General features: G+C 76.2%; 18 protein-coding genes. 10 read left to right on the plus strand and 8 right to left on the minus strand.

Going from position 1 to position 21,429, the window contains the following annotated elements; translation table 11 throughout:
- The first annotated feature begins 28 nt into the window (after positions 1-28).
- Entirely contained in the window at positions 29-1,366 is a 1,338-nt protein-coding gene (locus tag AC2TEW_RS29760) for a M1 family metallopeptidase (protein ID WP_484626443.1), read from the plus strand.
- A 13-nt stretch (positions 1,367-1,379) separates the two neighbouring features.
- Here AC2TEW_RS29760 and AC2TEW_RS29765 read toward each other — a convergent pair whose 3' ends face one another.
- Positions 1,380-3,161 (minus strand): serine/threonine-protein kinase, encoded by a 1,782-nt coding sequence (locus AC2TEW_RS29765; protein WP_484626444.1) that lies wholly within the window; start codon positions 3,159-3,161, stop codon positions 1,380-1,382.
- 224 nt (positions 3,162-3,385) lie between these two features.
- Between AC2TEW_RS29765 and AC2TEW_RS29770 the strand changes: the two genes are divergently transcribed.
- Positions 3,386-4,441 carry a nucleotidyl transferase AbiEii/AbiGii toxin family protein gene (locus AC2TEW_RS29770; protein WP_484626445.1) on the plus strand — a complete coding sequence of 352 codons (1,056 nt, stop codon included), beginning with the start codon at positions 3,386-3,388 and terminating at the stop codon, positions 4,439-4,441.
- On the opposite strand, the gene AC2TEW_RS29775 is transcribed toward AC2TEW_RS29770, so the two are convergent.
- From AC2TEW_RS29775 to AC2TEW_RS29785, 3 genes are all read right to left on the minus strand, one after another.
- Positions 4,399-4,752: a hypothetical protein gene (locus AC2TEW_RS29775; protein ID WP_484626446.1), complete on the minus strand. Its 354-nt coding sequence runs from the start codon at positions 4,750-4,752 to the stop codon at positions 4,399-4,401. The two genes, AC2TEW_RS29770 and AC2TEW_RS29775, sit on opposite strands and share 43 nt — an antisense overlap.
- Positions 4,753-4,927: 175 nt before the next feature.
- On the minus strand, positions 4,928-5,227 hold the full coding sequence (locus AC2TEW_RS29780) for a hypothetical protein (RefSeq protein ID WP_484626447.1): 300 nt from the start codon (positions 5,225-5,227) through the stop codon (positions 4,928-4,930).
- 127 nt (positions 5,228-5,354) lie between these two features.
- Positions 5,355-6,098: a (2Fe-2S)-binding protein gene (locus AC2TEW_RS29785; RefSeq protein WP_484626448.1), complete on the minus strand. Its 744-nt coding sequence runs from the start codon at positions 6,096-6,098 to the stop codon at positions 5,355-5,357.
- A gap of 118 nt (positions 6,099-6,216) precedes the next feature.
- Here AC2TEW_RS29785 and AC2TEW_RS29790 point away from each other — a divergent pair, with 118 nt between their 5' ends.
- The 8 genes from AC2TEW_RS29790 to AC2TEW_RS29825 all read left to right on the plus strand — a co-directional run bounded on the left by AC2TEW_RS29790 (position 6,217) and on the right by AC2TEW_RS29825 (position 17,095).
- Positions 6,217-6,984, plus strand: a complete 768-nt coding sequence (locus AC2TEW_RS29790; RefSeq protein WP_484626449.1) for a hypothetical protein — start codon at positions 6,217-6,219, stop codon at positions 6,982-6,984.
- Positions 6,985-7,200: 216 nt separating this feature from the next.
- Positions 7,201-7,491, plus strand: coding sequence for a hypothetical protein (locus tag AC2TEW_RS29795; RefSeq protein WP_484626450.1), 291 nt, complete (start codon positions 7,201-7,203; stop codon positions 7,489-7,491).
- A 26-nt stretch (positions 7,492-7,517) separates the two neighbouring features.
- Complete coding sequence (locus tag AC2TEW_RS29800; RefSeq protein WP_484626451.1) at positions 7,518-9,851, plus strand: heavy metal translocating P-type ATPase; 2,334 nt, start codon at positions 7,518-7,520, stop codon at positions 9,849-9,851.
- Positions 9,848-10,477 (plus strand): copper chaperone PCu(A)C, encoded by a 630-nt coding sequence (locus tag AC2TEW_RS29805; protein ID WP_484626452.1) that lies wholly within the window; start codon positions 9,848-9,850, stop codon positions 10,475-10,477. The genes AC2TEW_RS29800 and AC2TEW_RS29805 overlap by 4 nt, the downstream gene beginning before the upstream one ends.
- A gap of 157 nt (positions 10,478-10,634) precedes the next feature.
- Positions 10,635-12,677, plus strand: a complete 2,043-nt coding sequence (locus AC2TEW_RS29810; protein ID WP_484626453.1) for an MFS transporter — start codon at positions 10,635-10,637, stop codon at positions 12,675-12,677.
- Positions 12,678-12,770: 93 nt separating this feature from the next.
- Positions 12,771-14,609, plus strand: coding sequence for an asparagine synthase (glutamine-hydrolyzing) (gene asnB, locus AC2TEW_RS29815; protein WP_484626454.1), 1,839 nt, complete (start codon positions 12,771-12,773; stop codon positions 14,607-14,609).
- A gap of 34 nt (positions 14,610-14,643) precedes the next feature.
- Positions 14,644-15,951, plus strand: coding sequence for a cytochrome P450 family protein (locus tag AC2TEW_RS29820; protein ID WP_484626455.1), 1,308 nt, complete (start codon positions 14,644-14,646; stop codon positions 15,949-15,951).
- Between the two features lie 178 nt (positions 15,952-16,129).
- Positions 16,130-17,095, plus strand: coding sequence for an L-tyrosine/L-tryptophan isonitrile synthase family protein (locus tag AC2TEW_RS29825; protein WP_484626456.1), 966 nt, complete (start codon positions 16,130-16,132; stop codon positions 17,093-17,095).
- Positions 17,096-17,164: 69 nt separating this feature from the next.
- Here AC2TEW_RS29825 and AC2TEW_RS29830 read toward each other — a convergent pair whose 3' ends face one another.
- From AC2TEW_RS29830 to AC2TEW_RS29845, 4 genes are all read right to left on the minus strand, one after another.
- A complete protein-coding gene (locus AC2TEW_RS29830; RefSeq protein WP_484626457.1) occupies positions 17,165-18,028 on the minus strand; it encodes an ABC transporter ATP-binding protein in 864 nt (287 codons plus the stop codon).
- A complete protein-coding gene (locus AC2TEW_RS29835) occupies positions 18,025-19,041 on the minus strand; it encodes a FecCD family ABC transporter permease (RefSeq protein WP_484626458.1) in 1,017 nt (338 codons plus the stop codon). The genes AC2TEW_RS29830 and AC2TEW_RS29835 overlap by 4 nt, the downstream gene beginning before the upstream one ends.
- A gap of 108 nt (positions 19,042-19,149) precedes the next feature.
- Positions 19,150-20,232: an ABC transporter substrate-binding protein gene (locus tag AC2TEW_RS29840; RefSeq protein ID WP_484626459.1), complete on the minus strand. Its 1,083-nt coding sequence runs from the start codon at positions 20,230-20,232 to the stop codon at positions 19,150-19,152.
- A 179-nt stretch (positions 20,233-20,411) separates the two neighbouring features.
- Positions 20,412-21,320, minus strand: a complete 909-nt coding sequence (locus tag AC2TEW_RS29845) for a lytic polysaccharide monooxygenase auxiliary activity family 9 protein (protein WP_484626460.1) — start codon at positions 21,318-21,320, stop codon at positions 20,412-20,414.
- Positions 21,321-21,429: the final 109 nt, after the last annotated feature.

Below are 21,429 nucleotides of genomic sequence, written 5' to 3' on the forward strand. Positions count from 1 at the left end.
CGTAAGACGGCAGGGAGAGTTCGCACCGTTGAGCCCCAAGCAGGCGCCGCACCTCGGCGTCGACCCGTACTTCCCCACCCACGGTGACACCCGGTACCGGGTCCACCGGTACGAACTGGCCCTGGACTACAAGCCCGGCCCCAACCGGCTCGGCGGCTCCGCCCGGCTGACCGCGGTCGCCGGCGGTGAGCCGCTGCGGGAGTTCACCCTCGACCTGAACGACTTCAGGATCGGCCGGGTGCTGGTCGACGGCCGCGCCGCGCACTACACCCACCGGGGCGGGAAGCTGCGGATCCGGCCCGCGAAGGCGCTCGCGGCCGGCGCCGCGTTCACCGTCGAGGTGCACTACAGCGGAAACCCCAAGCCGGTCCGCAGCCCCTGGGGCGGCCTCGGCTGGGAGGAGCTCACCGACGGCGCGCTGGTGGCCAGCCAGCCGATCGGCGCGCCGTCCTGGTACCCGTGCAACGACCGGCCCGCCGACAAGGCCTCGTACCAGATAGCGATCACCACGCCCTCGCCGTACTCCGTGCTGGTCGGCGGCCGGCTGCTGACCCGCACCACCCGGGGCTCCACCACCACCTGGGTCTACGAGCAGGCCGCCCCCACCTCCAGCTACCTGATCTGCGTCTCGATCGGCCAGTACGAGCTGCTGCGGCTCGGCGGCCCCGACACCGGCGAGGTGCCGCAGCACGCCCACGTGCCGGCCCGGCTGGTACCGCAGGCCACCCACGACTTCGGGCGGCAGGGCGCGATGATGCGGCTGTTCGAGGAGCTGTTCGGCCCGTACCCGTTCGACGGCTACACCGTGGTCGTCGCGGACGAGGAGCTGGACGTCCCGGTCGAGGCGCAGGGGGTGGCCACCTTCGGCACCAACCACGTCGACGGCGCCCGCGGCTCCGAACGGCTGGTCGCCCACGAGCTCGCCCACCAGTGGTTCGGCAACAGCGTCACGGTCGCCGACTGGCGGCACATCTGGCTCAACGAGGGCTTCGCCAAGTACGCCGAGTGGATCTGGTCCGAACGCTCCGGCGGCCGGCCCGCCGCCCACCACGCCGCCGTCGCGCACAGCCTGCTCGCCGGGCTGCCGCAGGACCTGCGGCTGGCCGACCCCGGCCGGGACCGGATGTTCGACGACCGGCTGTACGAGCGCGGCGGGCTCGCCGTGCACGCGCTGCGCTGCGCGCTCGGCGACGAGACCTTCTTCCGGATGGTCAAGGACTGGACGACGCTCAACCGGCACGGCGTGGTCGGCACCGCCGGATTCACCGCGCACGTCCGGCGCTACCCCTCGCGGCGGCCGGTGGACGGGGTGCTCGAGGCCTGGCTGCACGAGACGCTGCTGCCGCCGCTGCCGATCCCGGCCTGAGCCGGGCGGGGGCTCAGCCCTCGTCCGGCCACTCGTGGAGGACCTTGCCCTGGGCGCCCGCCGTCAGGTAACCGACGGAGTTGTACGCGCCGATGAGGTAGTACCGCAGGGTGATCTCCCCCGGTGAGAACCAGGCGTAGTCGACCATGATGTAGCGCATCTTGGGGTCGGAGACCTTGAGGTCGGCCTCGGCGGTCTTGAAGACGGCCGGGATCTGGTCCCAATTGATCTGGGAGAGGTCGGCGATCTCCTCCGAGCCGATGCTGCTGCCGGGCTCGGAGGTGAGCTCGCCGTCGCTGTAGGTGACGTTGTCGTACACCTTCGGGTTGGTCTTGTTGACCACCTGGCCCGAGGCGCGGTCGTCGTAGATCGTCAGGTTGACGACCTTGGTGCTGCCGAGCTTGGCGCGGATCGCCTCCGTGACGGCCCGCGCGCCGTCCGGGGTGAGCAGGCTCTTGCCGGCGGCGGCCGCCGCCGGGGACGCTGCCTTCGGGGCACCGGTGGTGGCAGCCGCGGCGGCGGGGGAGCCCGTGCCCGCGCCCGTTCCCGTGCCCGTGCTCGTGGTGACGGACGGGTGGGTGCCCGAGCCGGTGGTGTCGCCCGAGGTGCCGGAGCCGCCGAGACCGAGCAGGCCGCTGTTCAGGGTCCAGCCGAGCAGGCCGACCACCGCGACGCCCGCCACCGCGGCGGCGATCACCGCGCCGCGGCGGCGCTTCGGCGGCGGACCGGGCTGCGCCCACGGCGCCTGGGTGGGGCCGGTGCCGTACCCGGCCGGGCCGAACCCGCCGGTGGGGTGGCTGCCGCTGCCGTACCCGGCGGCCGGGTGGCCGGTCATCGGGCCGGTCGGGCCGGTGGGGTACGGGGTGGTGCCGTTCAGCTGGGTCGGCTGGTACGGGACTGCGCCGTTGAGCTGGGTCGGGGCGAACACCGACTGGCCGCCCGCGGTGCCGTCGATGCCCTGCTCGGCGGCGGCGAGCAGCCGGTCCAGCTGCTCGGCGTCCGGGCGGGCCGCGGGATCGCGGGCGAGCAGGGCGGCCAGGGTCGGCCCGAGCGGGCCGGAGCGCACCGGCGGCGGCAGCGGCTCGTCGAGCACCGCGGCGAGGGTGGCCAGGCTGGTCGAGCGGCGCAGCGGGTGGTGGCCCTCCACCGCGACGTACAGCATCATGCCGAGCGACCACAGGTCCGAGGACGGGTTGCCCTCCTGGCCGCGGATCCGCTCCGGGGCGATGAACTCCGGCGAGCCGATCAGTGAGCCGGTGGCGGTGAGGCTGGTCGACTCGCTCAGCGCGGCGATGCCGAAGTCCGTCAGCACCGGCGTGCCGTCGGTGCGCAGCAGCACGTTGCCGGGCTTCACGTCGCGGTGCTGGATGCCCGCCGCGTGGGCGGCCCGCAGCGCGGACAGCACACCGCGGCCGATCCTGGCCGCCTCCGGCGCCGACAGCGGCCCCTGGGCCAGCCGGTCCTGCAGCGAACCGCCGCTGACCAGCTCCATCACCAGCCAGGGGTGGGGGAGTTCGGCGGTGTCGACGATGTGGAAGATGATCACCACATTGGGGTGCTGGAGCCGCGCGAGGGCCTGCGCCTCGCGCAGCACCCGCTCGCGCAGCTCGTACGCCGCCGCCGGGTCGGCCGCCAGCATCGCCGGGTCCGGCGGGCGGACCTCCTTGAGTGCCACCTCGCGCTGCAGGAGGGTGTCCCGCGCGCGCCACACCAGGCCCATGCCGCCGCCGCCGAGTCGTTGCAGCAACTCGAAGCGGCCGTCGATGAGCTGGGCTGCGGGCTCCCCTGTAGTCATGGCCGTCATCGTAGGGGTTCCGGCGGACAGCCCTCGACGGGGGAGAAGGCCGCAGGCCCGGGGCCCGCACGGCGTCGGCGCCGGTCGTATGCGGCCGGGTGGCGGGGTCGGCGGGGCGCCGGGGGCGGAGTGGGGCCGCCGCCGGCCTTGTCGGTGACCGCTTGTAGCGTCGGCCGCGGCCGGACCGGGGACGGCGGGCGGGAGAAGGGGGCGCGGTGGCGGGGATGGGAGACGGGTGGTGCGGTGCCGGGCCGGCCGCCGCGCACCGGGCGGTGCTGGACCACGTGCTCGCGCTGATGGCGGACCTCGCCTGGGAGCAGGGGCTGGTCCTGCGCGGCAGCATGTGCCTGACCGCCTGGGCGCCCGGCCTGGCCCGTGAGCCCGCCGACCTCGACTGGATCGTTCCGGGCCCGGCCGGCTTCCCGGTCGACCTCCAGGACCCCTACCCGTACCTGGCCGGCCGCGAAGCCGTCCAGCAGTGGCCGGAGGCCTTCGACGGCGCGGCGCGCTACGAGATCTGGCGCGCGGAGGAGTTCGGGACGGCGGGCCTGCGCGCGGCCTTCCCGCCGGAGGGGCTGCACTGGCTGGCGGAGGACGAGGAGCACCCCGACTTCGGCGAGCTCTTCGACCCGGCCGCGGCGCTGACCGGCCTGGTCCGGGCGGCGCCGCAGGTCGCGCCCGGGCTCGTCCTCGACCCGGACGGCCTGCGGGTGGACGGCAGTTGGACGTACCGCAGCTACGACACGCCCGGGGTGCGGCTGGTGGTGCCCTGGCGGGCCGACGGGCTGCCGCCGGGCGAGGTCCGGCTGGACTTCGCCCGGGACGAGTGGCTGCCGCAGGCCCCGGTGCTGACCGCGGTCCCTCGCGCCGACGGCGGCCGGCCCACGGCGGTCCGCACGGCGAGCCGCGAACTGTCACTGGCCTGGAAGCTCTGCTGGCTGCGCGGCAACGCCGCGGGCGACGGGACGCCGCGCGGCAAGGACCTGTACGACGCCGTCCTGCTGGCCGAGCACCCGGCGACCCGGTTGACGGCCCGGCTGCTGCGTGCGGTGCTGCGCCGCTCGGGGACCAGCGGCGGGGGCGACGGGGACGGGTTCGAGGTGCGGGAGGTGTGCGGGCGGGTGGACCGGGTGGCGTTCGCGCGGGAGCACCCCTGGGTGCGGGGCTCCGCCGAGGAGTGGGTGCGGCGGCTGGCCGCGGCGCTGGAACCGGTGGTGGGCGCCGACGCCGGCCGGGTTCAGCCGACGCGGCAGGGGATCTCCAGGTCCTCGCTCAGGTAGTAGACCGCGCAGACCCGGTGGTAGCCGTCCGCGATCACCAGCGGCTGCCCGCGCAGCAGCAGCACCGGGGACAGCTTGTGGCCCGCCCTGACCTTGCCGATGTTGTCCGCCACGTGCACGTTGTCCTCGGGGAGCAGCGGCAGCCCGGAGGCGCGCAGGATGTCCTTGGCCTTCTTCCGTACGGTCGTCGCCTCCTTCAGCCGCTCGGCCGCGGCCTTGGCCTGGTGCGGCGGCATCAGCAGCTCCAGGTAGTCGACGGCCGCCGGGAAGTCGTGCTTCTCCGGGTCCTTCTTCCAGAGCGGATCGGCCATTCTCGAGGTCTCCTGACGTCGTGCGTGCCGGGTGCGTGCCGGTACGAGCCGGTGCGTGCCGGTGCTTTCCGCCGGTGCGTACCGGTGCGGACCAGGGTAGGGCGGCCGTGGTCCGAAACCCGGGCTCGGCAGGGCGGTCGGCGCGCCCGCGGTGCGGTGGTGGCGCCGGGTGGGCTCAGCGCGACCGGGAGCCGGAGACCAGGCGGTACACGGCGGCGGCCTCGGCCCAGGCCAGCACGGTGACCAGGGCGAGGAAGGTGCCCCCGTCGGTGACGCCCCCGACGCCGGAGGCGACCAGTGGAACCACGGCCGGGAGCGCCACCACGGCGAGCCCGATCGAGGGCAGGGCGTGCGAGGTGTCGAGCGGATCGGGACCCCACGGCTCCACGCCGGCCCAGACGGCGAGCACGGCCACCAGCAGGGCGTACGCGGCCAGGACCCGGCGGCCCCTGGTCCTCGTGTTCCGTGCCCGCATCGGGTCTCCCTCGTTCGTTCGGTGGCCTCGCCACCGTTGTGACCTGCCGCGTCGCCCGGCCGGCGGGTGCCCGTTCGCGGGCGCGGCAAGGCTAGCGGTACGCCGGCGGCACGGGGGGTGCCGGGCCTCAGCGGGGGCGGCGGCGGGTGGGCGGGGTGTCGAGGACGCAGTCGCCGCAGAGGCCGCCGCCCGGCACCCGGTAGTAGAGGCAGCAGGTGGTGCGGCGGAACGGCGGCGGGCCGAGCGGCCCCACCACCGCCGTACCGGCGAGCGGTGCCCGCTCGAGCAGGCCGGCCACCAACTGCCTTGCGTGCAGCACAATCTGATGATTGCTCAGGTGGCTGTCGAGGATCTTCAGCGACCCGTACAGCGCGGAGGCGGTGTTTCCCCACAGCAGGCGCTCGGCCACCGGTGCCACCGACCGGACGGCCGTGCCGAGCGGCGCCAGCACACCCGTCACCACCGAGGTGTGCAGGGCCCCGACCGGGTCGCCGGTGACGGCCGAGGCGCCCGGGAGCGGGAGCCAGAGGTCGAGCGGCCCGCCCGGCGGCAGCCGGTAGTGCGCGCGGTCGGGGTGCAGGTCGGCGGTGCCGCCGAAGGCCGCCACGCCGAGCGCCACCGACCACACCCGGGCCGCCAGCCCGAGGTGCACCACCGAGGCCGCCACCCGGGCCTCCGCGGTGCGCAACTGGTCGGCGGCCACGCCGATCCGCCGCGCGAGGTCGGTGTCCGTTCCGGTGCGGTGGAGTTCGCGCAGCGGCCGGAAGCCCTCGGGCGGCCCGCCGTCCGGGGCGGAGGCGGCGACGTGGAAGTACGGCCCGACGGCTCCGACCAGACGGAGCACCTCGGCGGCGGGGAAGTCGGGAGGCATGCGCGCCATCCTGGCATGCCGCCGCCGTCGCGCCCCGGCCGAGCCCGCGGGACGCCTCCGGGACGCCTCCGGGGCGCTGCCGGGCCGGGCCGTGAGGGCGTGTCATGATGAGGTCGCCATGTTCCCGTCGACGCGGCTGCGCCTGCTGCGCGCCTTCCTGTTCTCCGGGGTCTGTACGACTCTTGGGGCTTTCGGCCATGCCTCGGCGGGCGGCGGGGGACCGGTCCCGGCGGGGGCGCTGCTGACCGGCGGTCTGCTGGTCGCCGGGGCGGCCCTGGTGCCGAACTGGCGGGAGCGCGGGCCGCTGGCCGTCACCTCCGGGGTGCTGGGCTCGCAGCTCGCGCTGCACCTTTGGTTCGCCGCGTGGGCGCTGCCGCCCGGCGGGCCCGGGGCCGCGGACCCGGCGAGGTTGCTGCTGGACCGGCTGCTGTGCCCGGCCGGCCTCCACCACTCCGCCCTCCCCGCGGCCGTCGCGCCCGAGCAGGTCCCGGAGCTGCTGCGGGCGGCCGGGCTCGACCCAGGGCAGTTCCTCGCCGCTGCCGCCGCGCCGCCGCACGGGACGCATGGGACGCACTGGCCGATGACGGCCGCCCACCTGCTGGCCGCACTGGCCTGCGCCTGGTGGCTGCGGCAGGGCGAGGCCGCGTTCTTCCGGCTGCTGCCCGCGCTGCGGCCGGCCGGCCGGTTCACGCTGGCGGCGTTGGCGGCGCTGGCCGCGGTGCGGTCGGCGCACCGCCCGGCGCCGCCGCGCGCGGCCCGCCCGGCGGACCGGGGCTGCCCCCCGTACCGGCCGCCGCTGCTGCGGCACTCGCTCGACGGCCGTGCCCCGCCGCGGGCCGCCTGGGCGGGTCCCGTCGCTGCCGTGCTGCCCGCACCGGCGGCGTAGCGCCCCGCGTACGTCTGCGGCCGCCGCCGGCGCCCCGTGAGTCCGTTCCGGGTACGCGCGGCGGGGCCGCCCCGTGTCCTCACCCGTGCCGTCCGGCGCCGGGCGCCGCTCGCGCCCGCCCTCCCGGCACGGGCCGCTTCCGGCCGCCCCGGCGCAGCCGCGTACCCACGCGGCCGCGGCCGCGCGGCCGACCCCTGAACGGGAGAAAAACACCGGATGAGTGGAACGACGATCGATCGAGCGGGGCCGGGCCGGGTGCTGGCCGGGTTCGCCCTGCTGCTGGGGCTGCTGTTCGCCGTCTCGTACGGGCTGGGCAGTGCGGTGGGGCCGGTCGCCCCGGGCCTGGCCCCCGCCAGGCCCGGGCCGGACGGCCCCGGCGCGGGCGGGAACGGTCCGGACGGGCGGCCGGCCGGCGGTGACGACATGTCCGGCATGACGATGGGCGCGCCCGCGCCGTCCGCCGGGCTGTCGCCGCAGGGCCGTCCGGCCGGGCCGGGTGAGCGGTGAACGGGGGAACGGTGAACGGGGGCACGGTGAGCGGGGGTACGGCCGGGTCGACGGGCCGCGCCGAGGGCGTGACGGACGGGCTGGTCACCACCGATCTCACGGTCGGCGGCATGACCTGCGGCGCGTGCGTGGCCAGGGTGGAGCGGAAACTGGCCCGGATCGACGGGGTGAGCGCGGGCGTCAACCTGGCCACCGGACGCGCCCGGGTGGTGCATCCCGCGTCGGTTCCGGCCGGGCAGCTGGTGGCCGCGGTCGAGGCGGCCGGGTACACGGCCGAGCTGCCCGCCGGGCCGGAGGGCGGCCCCGCGCTGCACGAAGACCTGGTGCCGGCCTGGCAGTTGGCGGTGGTCGCGGCCCTCGCAGTGCCGGTGATCCTGCTGGCGATGGTGCCCGGCCTGCAGTTCGAGGGCTGGCAGTGGGTCAGCGTGGCGCTCGCCGTGCCGGTGGTGACCTGGGGTTCGGCGGCCTTCCACCGGCGGGCCTGGCAGGGTCTGCGGCACGCCACCGGGACGATGGACAGCCTGGTCAGCCTCGGCATCATCGCCTCGGCGGGCTGGTCGGCGTACGCGCTGCTGTTCGGCGGCGCGGGCGAGCCGGGGATGCGGATGCCGTTCTCGCTGACCGCGGCGCCCGGCGAAGGCGCGCACGTCTATCTCGAAGCGGCGGTCGGGGTACCGCTGTTCGTGCTGTGCGGGCGCTGGCTGGAGGGCCGGGTCCGGGACCGGACCGGGTCGGCGCTGCGGGCGCTGGCCGAGCTCGGGGCCAAGGACGTCAGCGTGCTGGAGGACGGTCGCGAGCGCCGGATCCCGGTCGAACAGCTGCTGCCGGGACAGGAGTTCGTGGTCCGGCCGGGTGAGAAGGTGGCCACCGACGGGGTGGTGACCGAGGGCGGCTCCGCGCTGGACCTCTCGCTGCTGACCGGCGAGAGCATGCCGGTCGAGGTCGGTCCGGGAGACCGGGTGACCGGCGCGACCCTGAACGTCGGCGGCCGGCTGCTGGTCCGCGCCACCGAGGTCGGCCGGGACACCCAACTCGCCCGGATCACCGCCCTGGTGGCGGACGCCCAGACCGGCAAGGCCCGGGCGCAGCGGCTGGCCGACACCGTCGCCGGGGTGTTCGTGCCGTGCGCGCTGGCGGTCGCGGTCTGCGTGCTCGGCTTCTGGCTGGGCGCCGGGGCCGCGCCGTCGGCGGCGGTCACCGCGGCCGTCGCGGTCCTGGTGGTGGCCTGCCCGTGCGCGCTCGGCCTCGCCACCCCGACCGCGCTGCTCGCCGCGACCGGGCGCGGCGCCGAACTCGGCGTCCTGGTCCGCGGACCGGAGGCGCTGGAGAGCCTGCGGCGGATCGACACCGTGGTGCTCGACAAGACCGGCACCCTGACCAGCGGCCGGATGGAGCTGCTGGCGGCCCACACCGCACCCGGCGCCGACCCGGACACCGTGCTGCGGCGGGCCGGTGCGCTGGAGGACCACTCCGAGCACCCGGTCGGCCGGGCGGTCGCCGCGGCCGCCCGCCGGCGCTGCGGCGAGACGCTGCCGCCGGTCCGCGGATTCACCGCCGAGCCCGGAACCGGGGTGAGCGGCGAGGTCGACGGCGTCGCCGTCCGGGTGGTGCGCCCGGGCGCGGCGGGGCCGCTGCCCGCCGTGCTCGCCACCGCGCTCACGGCCGCCGAGAACGACGGCCGAACCGCCGTCGTGGTGGAGCTGGCGGGCGAGCCGGCCGCGCTGCTGGTGGTCGGCGACAGCCTGCGGCCCGGCAGCTACCGCACCGTGCACCGGCTGCGCGCGATCGGCCTGACCCCGGTGCTGGCCACCGGCGACGGGCCGGGCGCGGCCCGCGCGGTCGCCGAGCACCTGGGCATCGCCGAGGTGCACTCCGGCGCCTCACCCGAGCGCAAGGCCGAACTGGTCGCCGAACTGCGGGCGGCCGGCCGGACGGTCGCGGTGGTCGGCGACGGCGTCAACGACGCCGTGGCGCTGGCCGCCGCCGACCTCGGGGTCGCGCTCGGCACCGGGACCGACGCGGCGATCGGGGCCGCCGGGCTGACCCTGGTCCGCGGCGAGATCGAGACCGTGGTCGACGCGGTCCTGCTGGCCCGGCGCACCCTGGCGACCGTCCGGGCCAACCTGTGCTGGGCGTTCGGCTACAACGCGGTGCTCATCCCGCTGGCCGCCGTCGGCCTGCTCAACCCGATGCTGGCGGGCCTGGCGATGTCGGTCAGCTCGGTCCTGGTGGTGGGCAACAGCCTGCGGCTGCGCACCTGGAGCCCGGCACCGGTCCGGTTGGGCCGCCCGTCGCGCCCGGCACGCCCGTCGCGCGCGTCGCGTCCTTCGCGCCCGGTCCGGGCGGAGGTGGACCGGTGAGGATATCCGGGCGCGCGCTGCCCGTCGCCGCGCCGGTCGGGGCCGCCGCCGTCACGCTGCTGGTGCTCGGCGGCTGGGTGACGGCCGGTGCGGCCGGGCGGGCCGGGCCGGTGCAGGTCGAGCCCGGCTGGGTGCTGGTCCCGGCCGGAGCCGGACCGGTGGCCACCGCGGCCTTCTTCACCGTCCGCAACCCCGGGGACGTCCCGGACGAACTGATCGGCGCCACTACGGCGGTCGCCGAGCGGGTGACGCTGAGCCGCCACGAGCACCGGGGCGGTGGCGCCCGTCCGGCCGGGACGGCGTCGCTGCCAGTCCCGGCGCGCGGCGCGCTGACCATGGACCTGATGAGCGCCGACCTGGTGCTCGTCCGGCCCGAACCGCTCACCCCGGGCCGCCGGGTCGAGTTCCGGCTGCGGTTCCGGCGCAGCGGCGAGCTGCGGGTGACGGCCGTCGCCGTGACCCCGCAACAGCTCACCGGTCTGCTCGAGGCGGGCGCTTCGAGCACGCCGGGCGTTTCGGGTGCTTTGGGCGCGGCGGGTGCGGCGGGTAGGGCGGGCGCGTCGCGTACGGCGGGTGCGTCGGGTGCTCCGGCCGGGGCGGGGGCGGGGGCGGCGGCGGGCGGGTGACCGGCGCCTCCTGAGCGGTCGCCGGGGTTCCGGAAGAAATCCGCCACCTGTTCGGAACTCTTCCGCCCCGGCGTCCGACTGGTGTGACGGGTGCCGTGGATCCGCGGCACCCGTCACGACGGGGAGGGCGGTCCATGCCGACATGCGGCGGAGTGTCATGACCGGCGGGCCGACCCGGCCGGCGCCCGCAGGCGTCCGGCCCGACAACTGGCCGCTGGTCGGACTGGCCGGTCTGCTCGCGTTCACCGCGATGCTCGACCTGAACATCGTCACCGTCGCGGTGCCCGGCATCGCCGACGGTCTCGGGGTCCCGCCCCAGATCGCCCAGTGGGCCGGACTCGGCTACCAACTCCCGGTCGTGGCACTGCTGTTGCCGATCGGCGGCTGGCTGGACGGCGCCACCGCCCGACCCGCGCTGCTCGGCTCGCTGACCGGGTTCGCGCTCTGCTCGGCGGCGGCCGCGGCAGCGCCCGGCGCGCCCTGGCTGATCGCCGCGCGTGGCGTCCAGGGCTGCTTCGCCGCCGTGCTGTTCGTGCTGATGCCGGTCCTGGCCGCCACCGCGGTCCGGCCGCAGCTGCGGGCCCGGGCGATGAGCGTACCGGCCACCCTCGGCCCGCTCGGCGCCGTGATCGGGCCGGCGGTCGGCGGGCTGCTGCTCGACCACCTCGGCTGGCGCTGGGTGTTCCTGGTCAAACTCCCGCTGTGCGCCGCCGGGTTGGTCCTCGGTCACCGCTACCTCGGGCGCGGCGGCCGGCTGCCCCGCCCGGGCCGCCGCGCGGTCGCCGACGCCGCACTGATCGGCGCCGCCGTCGGCGCCGTGCTGCTCGCCCTCACCGCGGCGCCCGGCGCACCGGGGTGGCTGCTGCTCGCGCTCGTGGCCGTCCCGTGCGTCGCCGGGTGGCTGCGCGGCCCCGGCGGCCGGACGGTCGCCGCGGTGCTGCGCGATTCGGGCAGCTCACCCGTCAACGCGGCCGTGCTCGCGCTGGCCGCGGGCTTCGCCGCGATGCACTACCTGATCGCCCTGCACCTCCAGCGCGACGAAGGTCTCGGCGCCACCGCCACCGGTCTGACCGTGCTGGCCTTCCCGGCCGCCATGGGACTGGCCGGGCCGCTCGGCGGCCGCCTCGCCGACCGTTTCGGCACCCGGCCCACCGCCACCGCGGGCGCCGCCCTCACGGCGCTCGGCCTGCTGCTGCTCGTGCCGCTCGACGACCACTGGCCGACCGGCTCGATCGCCTGGCGCCTTGCCCTGGCCGGATTCGGCATGGGCCTGTACGGCGGTCCCAGCCAGGCCCTGGTCATGGCGAGCGCGCCAGCGGGCCGGACGGCCACCGCCGGCTCCGCCGTCCAGCTCGCCCGCTCGCTCGGCTTCGCCCTCGGCCCGGCGCTCGCCACCGCGGCCTGGGGCCTGGCGGGCCGGGGGGACACGGGCATCCGTACCGGCCTGGCCGCGGCGGCCCTGGCGGGCTGCGTCGCGGTACCGCTGCTGGCCCGCAGCACCCGTCCCCGACCCGCGGCACCCGCTGCGCGGGACGACGTCCGGGTGCAGGACATTGAGGTGCAGGACGTTGGGCCGCAGGGCGGAGCAGGTCGGCCAGGTGCCGTAGGCGGTGGCGTTGCGGAGCCCGCCCTCGTGGCGGAGTACGCCGCCGCGGCGCAACTTGGGGCGGCGCACCCTGAACCCGCCGCGCGGCCCGCGGCCGTTGCCTCGCCTGCGGTCGACCTACCCGGGGCTGCCACGCCAACGGCAGCGCGGCCCGGGGGCGTCGGTCTGCCCGGCGCTGCCACGCCAACGGCAGCGCGGCTCGGGACTGTTGCCTCGCCTGACGTCGGCCCACCCGGGGATGCCACGCCAACGGCAGCGCGGCCCGGGGGCGTCGGTCTGCCCGGCGCTGCCACGCCAACGGCAGCGCGGCCCGCGGCTGTTGCCTCGCCTGACGTCGGCCCACCCGGGGTTGTCACGCGAGCCGCCGCCCGGACCAGAGATCCCGTCTCGCCCGCCGGCGGTCCACCCCGATCTGACACGTCAATTGCCGCGCAGCCCAGTGGCGTTGTCCCGCCCGCCGTCGGCCAGCCCGCCGTCGGCCCGCCCGGGATGGCCGCCTCCACGCCAACCGGCGCCTCGCCGACCGCCGCGCAGCCGACCGTCGCTGCGCCGGGCGGGGAACCGCCGCCGGGGCTCAGACCTTCCGGCGGCTGACCGTCGCGCCCCCGCCGCTGCCCCGCGGCGCCGCGCCGTACCCCTCCCCGTCCCGTCTCGTCCCGTCTTCCCCCGCAGAAGGGAATCCCCCGCATGTGCGGAATCACCGGCTGGGTGTCGTTCCACCAGGACCTCACCCCGCACGCCCGGGTCATCGAGGCGATGACCGCCACCCTGGCCCGCCGCGGCCCCGACGCCGGCGGCTGCTGGCTCGGCCCGCACGCCGCGCTCGGCCACCGCCGGCTCTCCGTGATCGACCTGGTCGGCGGCGTCCAGCCGATGGCCGACCGTCCGGAGCAGCCGGCCGCCGTCCTGAGCTTCAGCGGCGAGGTCTACAACCACCACCAGCTGCGCGCCGAACTCCGGCGCCTCGGACACGAGTTCCGCACCCGCAGCGACACCGAGACGGTGCTGCGCGGCTATCTGCAGTGGGGCGATGCGGTGGTCGACCGGCTGGAGGGCATGTACGCCTTCGCGATCTGGGACGCCCGCCGCGAACGGCTGCTGCTGGTCCGCGACCGGCTCGGGGTCAAGCCGCTGTACTGGGCGCGGGTGGACGGCGGCCTGGCGTTCGGATCCGAGCCCAAGGCGCTGTTCGCCCACCCCGAGATCACCCCGCGGGTCGACGCCGACGGCCTGCGCGAGGCGTACAGCCTGCTGTTCAACACCGGTCCGACGCTGTGGTCGGGCGTCCGCGAGATCCCGCCCGGCGGCCTGCTCACCCTGGACCGCTCGGGCCTGCGCGAGCAGCTGTACTGGCAGCTCACCGCCCGGCCGCACGAGGACGACCGGCAGACCACCGTCGAGCGGATCGGCTCGCTGGTCAACCGGACCGCCCGGGCCCAGCTGGAGGCCGACGTCCCGCTGTGCAGCCTGCTCTCCGGCGGCATCGACTCCACCGTCCTCACCGCTCTGGTCGCCGACGAACTGCGGCTCTCCGAGGGAGCCGGGGCGCGGCTGCGCTCGTACGCGGTGGACTACAGCGACCAGGCCGAGCAGTTCACCGGCGACGTGCTGCGCACCGGCCACGACACCCCGTTCGCGGCCGAGGCCGGTGCCTTCATCGGCACCGACCACTCCACCGTGGTGCTCGACCCGCGCAGTCTGCTGGACCCCGGGCACCGGCGGGCGGTGGTCGAGTGCCGGGACTCCCCGATCGGCGTCGGCGACATGGACACCTCGCTGTACCTGCTGTTCGGGCGGATCCGTGAGCACTCGACGGTGGCGCTGTCCGGCGAGGCCGCCGACGAGGTCTTCGCCGGGTACCCCTGGTTCCACACCCCGGCCGCCGTCGGGGCGACCACCTTCCCCTGGCTGCTGGTCACCGGCGACGAGGCCGCCATGCCGCTCGAGCCCGACCTGGCGGCCACCCTGCGGATCGCCGAGTTCCGCGCCGACACCTACCGGGACGCCCTGGCCGCCGTCCCGCACCTGGACGGCGAGAGCGCCACCGAGCACCGGCAACGCGAGCTCCAGCACCTCTCGCTGACCCGCTGGCTTCGCCAACTCCTGCACCGGAAGGACCGGTTGAGCATGGCGCAGGGCCTGGAGGTGCGGGTGCCGTACTGCGACCACCGGCTGGTCGAGTACGCCTTCAACACGCCGTTCGCGCTGAAGAGCTTCGACGGCCGGGAGAAGAGCCTGCTGCGCGCCGCCGCTGCCGGGCTCGCCCCGCACTCGGTGCTGCACCGGCCCAAGAACCACTACCCGGCCACCCATCACCCCGACTACAACAGCGGTCTGCAGGCGATGGCCCGCGAGGCCCTGGACGCGCACGGCGGCCGGGTCCGCGAGATCGCCGACGGGGCCGTGATCAAGACCACCCTGGACACCCCGCCGGACCGGCTCAGCTGGGGCCACCGGCTGCGCCTGGAGCGCGTGGTCGACCTCGCGCTCTGGCTGGACCACCACGATCCACACCTGGCGATCTGACCCTTTCCGTCCCCCCACCGGGAGCCCACCAGTCATGACCGACCCCACCGAGCCGACGGGCGGCTGCCCGTTCGGCCATGACACCCCCACCGCGGCCGAACCCGTGCCGCTGCTCGGCGACGCGGCCGAACCCGTGCCGCTGTTCGGCGAGGAGTACAAGCGCGACCCGTACCCGCTGTACGACCGGCTGCGGCAGGCCGGCGCGGTCCACCGGGTACGGTTCCCCAGCGGCATCGCGGCCTGGCTGGTGACCGGCTACCAGGCCGCCCACCGGACCCTGAACGATCCCCGCCTGGGCAAGAACCACCGTCTGGGCAACGAGAACTGGCGCCGACTGGCGTCGATCATGCCGGAGCCCCAGCACTCCAGGCTCCAGGTGCACCTGCTGCACCAGGACCCGCCCAAGCACACCGAGATGCGCCGACTGGTCCTGGACGCCTTCGCGCCGCGCCGGATCGACTCGCTGCGGCCGCGCCTGCAGCAGGTCGCCGACGAGCTGGTGGACGCACTGCCCACCGAGGGCGGCGCCGACCTGGTGCAGGGCTTCGCGGCCCAATTCCCGTTCCGGGTGCTCGCCGAAGTCATCGGCCTGCCGGTGCACTTGGCCCGGCGCTTCGACCGGGACTGGGGCAAGGTGGTGCAGCCCGTCGGGCCGCAGGACCCGGGCCGCCCGGCCTACGAGGGGCGGCTGCGCGGACTGCAGACGTACATCGCCGACGTCGTCGCGGACAAGCGCGGCGAGCCGTCGGACGACCTGCTCGCCCGGCTGGTCGCCGCCCAGGACGACGGGCAGCTCACCAAGGAGGAACTGGACTCCATGGTCTTCCAGTTGCTGGTGGCCGGACAGGAGCCGGTCACCAACCAGATCAGCACCATGCTGGTCACCCTGCTGCGCCACCCGGGCCAGCTGGCCAGGCTGCGCGACGACCCCGCGCTGCTGCCCCGCGCGGTCGAGGAACTCCTGCGCCACGACGCCGCGTTCGAGCTGACCACTTGGCGGTTCTTCGCCGCGGACAGCGAGCTGTACGGCACCCGGATCCCGGCCGGCGACTCGGTGATCGTCTCGCTCTGCGCGGCCAACCGGGACGGTGAGCAGTTCCCCGATCCCGACACGCTCGACTTCGACCGCACCCCCAACGCCCACCTGGCGTTCGGCCACGGCATCCACTTCTGCCCCGGCGCGGCGCTGGCCCGGGCCGAGCTGCAGATCGCCCTCGGCACGCTGCTGGCGAGGCTGCCGGGACTGCGGCTCGCGGTCGGGGAGTCCGAGCTGCGATGGATCCCCGCCGTCCTCGCCCGCGGTGTCGACCGGCTGCCGGTCCACTACGACCGGCGCGGCTGAACACCCCGCACCCCCGGACCCGTACCCCCGCACCCGTACCCGCACCCGTACCCCTGCGCTCCCGTACCCCTGCGCTCCCGCAGCTCGCCCGCCCGCAGCACACCCGCCCGTCCACCGCCGCCGCGCCCGGCGCTCCCGCGCCGAGGCGCCGTCCCGTCATGCCCTCGTGGAGGACCGCATGCCGTCAACCGCCGCACTCGCCCCGCTGCCGACCGGCCATCCGGCCGTCGAACGCGTCAGCACCGAGATCCTGGAACTGCTGCTGCCCCACCGCCGGGCCGCCGACCCGGACACCGCCGCGCCGCCGGGCGCCTTCCCGGTCCAACTGGGCCGGCTGGCCGCCTTCGTGGCCGCGGGTGAGCCGGTCGCGTTCACGCTGCCCGGCTTCCCCTGCAAGTCACCCAACACCCGCAAGGTGCTCGGCCACCTGCCCGACGAGGGCGAACGGCTGGCGCTCGGCTTCCTCGACCGGCTGTGCGAGCGGATCGCCGCGGTGTACTCGCCGGGCGCCCGGGTGCTGATCTGCTCCGACGGCCATGTCTTCGGCGACCTGATCCGGGTCCCCGACGAGCACATCGACGCGTACTCCGACGGGTTGACCGCGATGATCGCACGGGAGGGTTTCGGCCGCCTGGGCACCTTCGACCTGCGTGACGTCCTCGGCGACCTGCCGTACGACGACAAGCGGGCGCTGGTCCACGCCCGGTTCGCACCGACCCTGGAGGAACTGCGGGCCGAGGTGCGGTCCGACGAGCAGACGGCCGCCCTCTACCGGGGGATCACCCGGTTCCTGGTCGACGACACCGCCGGCTTCACCGGCACCAGATCCGCTCTCCAGCGCGAGTGCCGCCGGCGGGCGTACGGCGTGATCCAGCGCAGCCGCGCCTGGGGCACCCTGATCGCCGAGCACCACCCCCGGTCGGTCCGGCTGTCCATCCACCCGCAGCCGGTCGGCGCCGGGAAGTTCGGCATCCGGCTGCTCGAACACCGGGACGTGTGGGCCACGCCCTGGCACACCGCGGTCCTGCACCGGCCGGACGGCGGGTGGGAGCTGATGCACCGGGCGGAGGCGGCGCTGATCGGCACTCTCGTCCACCGCGACGGCCGGCCGAGCCACTTCGAGGCCGCGGCCGTCGCCGGGTAGCCCGCGCGGGGGCGGGGCCCACGCGCCTCCCCGCCCCCCCGCCCGGCCCGCCCCCGCCCGGCCCGCCGCTCAGGCCCCGGCGGCCACCGTGCCACCGCCCACGGCGCGACCGCCCGCCACGGCACCGCCCGCCGCTGCACCGCCCGCCGGTGCGTCCGCACCGGCCGGGCTCCGGTGGTCGAAGGCGATCAGCGGGTCGCCGGTGAGCGGGTGGTCGACCACCGCGGCCCGGACCCCGAACACCTCGGCGAGCAGCGCCGGGGTCAGCACCTCGCGCGGCGGCCCGGAGGCGACCAGCGACCCCCGGTGGAGCACGTGCAGCCGGTCGCAGACCGAGGCCGCCGCGTTCAGGTCGTGCAGCGCGACCAGGGTGGTCACGGCCTGGGCGCGCAGCAGCGCCAGCAGTTCGACCTGGTGCCGGACGTCGAGGTGGTTGGTCGGCTCGTCCAGCACCAGCACGTCCGGCTCCTGCGCCAGCGCCCTGGCCAGCAGGGCCCGCTGCCGCTCCCCGCCCGAGAGCTGCGAGAACGGCCGGTCGGCGTGGTCGAGCATCCCGGTACGGGCCAGGCCGGCGGCGACGGCGGCGCGGTCCTGTGCGCTCTCGGCGGCGAAGGCCCGCTGGTACGGGATCCGGCCGAGCGCCACCACCTGGGCGACCGTCAGCTCGAAGTCCCCGCCGCGCTCCTGCGGCAGTGCCGCGATGTGCCGGGCGGAGGCGGCGGGGGAGAGCCGGGCCAGGTCGCGGTCGTCGAGCAGCACTCGGCCGGCGCTCGGCGCCAGGTACCGGTAGACGGTCCGCAGCAGGGTGGACTTGCCGCTGCCGTTCGGGCCGACCAGACCGGCGATCTCGCCCTTCTCGGCGACCAGGTGGACACCGGCCACCACGGCCCGTCCGGCGAGGGTGATGTGCAGGTCCTCCAGGGCGATCCTCAACTGCGCTCCAGTCGTCGGTCGAGCAGGTACAGCAGCGCCGGCGCGCCGACCAGCGCGGTGACCACGCCGACCGGCAGCTCCTGGGTGTCCAGGGCGGTCCGGGCCACCGTGTCCACCACCACCAGCAGTACGGCGCCGGTCAGGGCGGACAGCGGCAGCAGCCGGCGGTGGTCGCCGCCGCACACCAGCCGGCAGACGTGCGGGACCATCAGCCCGACGAACCCGATCGCGCCCGAGACGGCGACCAGGACCCCGGTCAGCACACTGGTGGTGGCGAACAGCTCACGGCGCAGCCGGGTGACCGGGACGCCGACGCCGGCGGCGGTCTCGTCGCCCATCAGCAGGGCGTTCAGGCCGCGGGCGCGGGCCTGCAGCACGGCCAGGCCGCCGAGGACGGCCGCGGCGGGCAGCGCGAGCTGCGCCCAGGTCGCGCCGCTGAGGCTGCCCATCAGCCAGAACAGCACGCCCCTGGTCCGCTGCTGGTCGCCGGCCTGCAGCACCAGGTAGCTGGTGAACCCGGACAGGAACTGGCCGATCCCGACGCCCGCCAGCACCAGCCGCAGCGGGGCGAAGCCGCCGCCGCGCCGGGCCAGCGTCCAGACCAGGGCGAGTGCGGCCAGGGCGCCCAGGAAGGCCGCGCCGGACACGCCGACTCCGGCCGCCAGGCCGCCGGCCCCGCCGAGGACCAGGACGGCGACGGCGCCGAGCGAGGCGCCGGAGGAGATCCCGAGCAGGTACGGGTCGGCGAGCGGGTTGCGGACCAGGGCCTGGACGGCGGCGCCGACCAGGCCGAGTCCGGCGCCGACCAGCGCGGCGAGCAGGGCACGCGGGACGCGCAGCTGCCAGACGATCAGGTCGCGGCTGCCGGGCAGCGGCGGCCGCCCGGTGAGCCGCCGGCCGATCACCGACCACACCTCGGCGGGCGGGATGTCGACGGCGCCGAGCGAGACGGCGGCGGTGAGCGCGGCGGCCAGTGCCAGGGCGAGGCCGACGGCGGCCCACCCGGCCGGCACCCGGCGGGGCGCGCGGCCGGACCCGCCGTCCCCGGTCCGGCCGACCGGGGACGTGCGCCGCGGGGACGTGCGCCGCGGGAATGAGCGCCGCGGGGAGGTGACGGCCACTCAGTGCCCGGCCTTCACCAGGTCGGGGTGGACGGTGGCGGCGATCTGCTGCACGGTGTCGGCGTTGCGGGTGCCGGCGATGGTGGTGGCCTCGGAGCCGATCCGCAGGAAGTGGCCCTGCTGGACGGCGGCGAGGCCCTTGGTGGCGGGGAAGTCGCGCAGGAACTTCTCCGCCTCGTCGTACGCGGCGGTGGTGGCCGCCGCGCTGCCGCGGTCGCGGACGGCGAGCTGGATCCAGTCGGGGTTCCTGGCCACCACGTCCTCCCAGCTGACGGGCCGGAAGTCGCTGTCGCAGTCGGCGAACACGTTGCGGGCGCCGGCCAGGGTGATCACGGCGTTGCCGACCTGCCGGCCGCAGAGCGCGACGGGCTGCTTGGTGCCCGCGTCGAAGTCGAAGAAGAAGTAGCCGGGCCGCTGACCGGCGGGCAGGTCCTTCAGGGCGGCCGTGACGGCGCCGGTGCGGCTCTCCATCGCGGCGACGAGTTCCCCGGCCCTGGCGGCCGTGCCGGTGATCGCGCCGAGCCGCTGGATGTCCTGTTCGACGGCGGCGAGGTCGGTGGCCGGGCCCTTGGCGTCGGCGGCGCACGCGGTGGACAGCAGGTAGACGTGGCGGATGCCGGCGGCGGTCAGCTCGGCCTCGGTGGGGGCGGCGCCGGTGTCGCCCATCGCGGCCATCGGGCCGAAGGCGTCGACGTAGGTGTCGGCGCCGGAGCCGAGCAGCTTCTCCTTGGCGATGACCGTCTCGCCGAGCACGGGGACCTTGGCGCCCTGCTCGGCGACGGCGGCGGGCAGGGTGCCCTTGCCGGGCGGGAAACCGGTGCCGATCACCCGGTCCCCGGCGCCGAGTTGCAGCAGCAGTTCGAGCGCGGAGCCGTTGCTGGTGACGATCCGGCGGGCGGGGGTGGGGAAGGCGGTGCGGTGGCCCGTGCAGTCGGCGATCTCGGCCGGGGTGGTGAGGGTCGCGGCGCCGTTCGCCCCGGGTGCGGCCTCGCTGCCGCTGCCACCTCCCTGGCTGCTGCCGCAGGCGGTGGCGGCGAGCAGCGCGGCGGCCGCCGCGATGCCGCACAGTACGCGAGAACGCATCGGGACTCTCCTGATCTCCGGGGAGGACGGGCTCGCAGCTGCGGGCCCGGGACCAGGTAGTCGCGCGGATCGGGGCAGGAGTTCCCGCCGGTGGCGAAACGTGTCGCCGGGGAGCGAGGGGGCGCTCCCCGGCGACACGCCGCGAGGCCGGCGGGGCGGTGGGCGGGTGGGTCGGTGGGTCAGGCGGCCTGGCCGACCGCGCCGGGCCGGCGGCGGTAGACGTAGACCGCGGAGGCGGCGACCGACAGCAGCGCGGAGCCGCCGAGCACCAGCGAGCCGGCCGATCCGCCGGACAGCGGGGCCGCGCCGGCGCCCTGTGCGGCGGCGGCCTGGTGGTCGCCGCCGTGGCCCTGGTGGTCGACGGTCGAGCGGCTGTAGCCGGCCGCGATCTGCTGCTCGGACGGCGCCTGCGGGGCGGCGAGCGGCTGGGCCCCGGCGGCCGCGGCGCCCTGGCCGTACACCACGTCGGAGCAGCCGTAGAACGCCTCGGGACTGTCGGTGCGCTGCCAGACCAGGTACAGCAGCTGGCGGCCGGTGCGGGCGGGCAGGGTGCCGCTGAAGGTGTAGTACCCGTTGGTGGCGGTGCGGGCGGTCGGGTACTGGACGACCGGGTTGGCCAGGTCGAGGTCCGACCACTTGAGCGGCTTGGTCGGGTCGTAGCCCTGCTTGGTGATGTACAGCGTCATGCCGCCCTGGTGGGGCGCGGTCACCCGGAAGTTGAAGGTGAACGACCCGGCCTGCACGCCGGTGGCGGGCCAGTCGGTGCGGGCCATGTCGAGCGCCTTGTACTTGTCGCGGTTGGCGGAGCAGAGCTTGCCGTCCGGGATGATCTGCTGGCTCTGGCCGTTCGCGTTGGCGATGTTGACCTCGTTCCAGTCGTACAGCGGCTGGGTGCCGCTCATCGCGACGAGGTCCTTGCACACCTGGGACTGCGGGTGTTCGGGGCCTTCGGCGTAGCAGGACGCGACCCTGCTCACGGGGCCGTACAGCGAGCCGTGGGCGCTCGCGGTGCCGGTCGCCAGGGCGGCCGTCAGCAGGACGGTCGCGCCGACGACACCCGGGGCCAGCAGGCGGCGGGTTACGGACATGGGGGATCTCCTCGACGGTACTTCGGGCCTGCTGTGGGGGACGGGCACGTCTGCCCGGGGCCCGGGGAGCGACCCCGGGGCAAGGCGTGGCGCGGACCCGGCGCGCGGC

The sequence above is a fragment of the Kitasatospora sp. NEAU-CNBT7 genome (assembly GCF_057220535.1).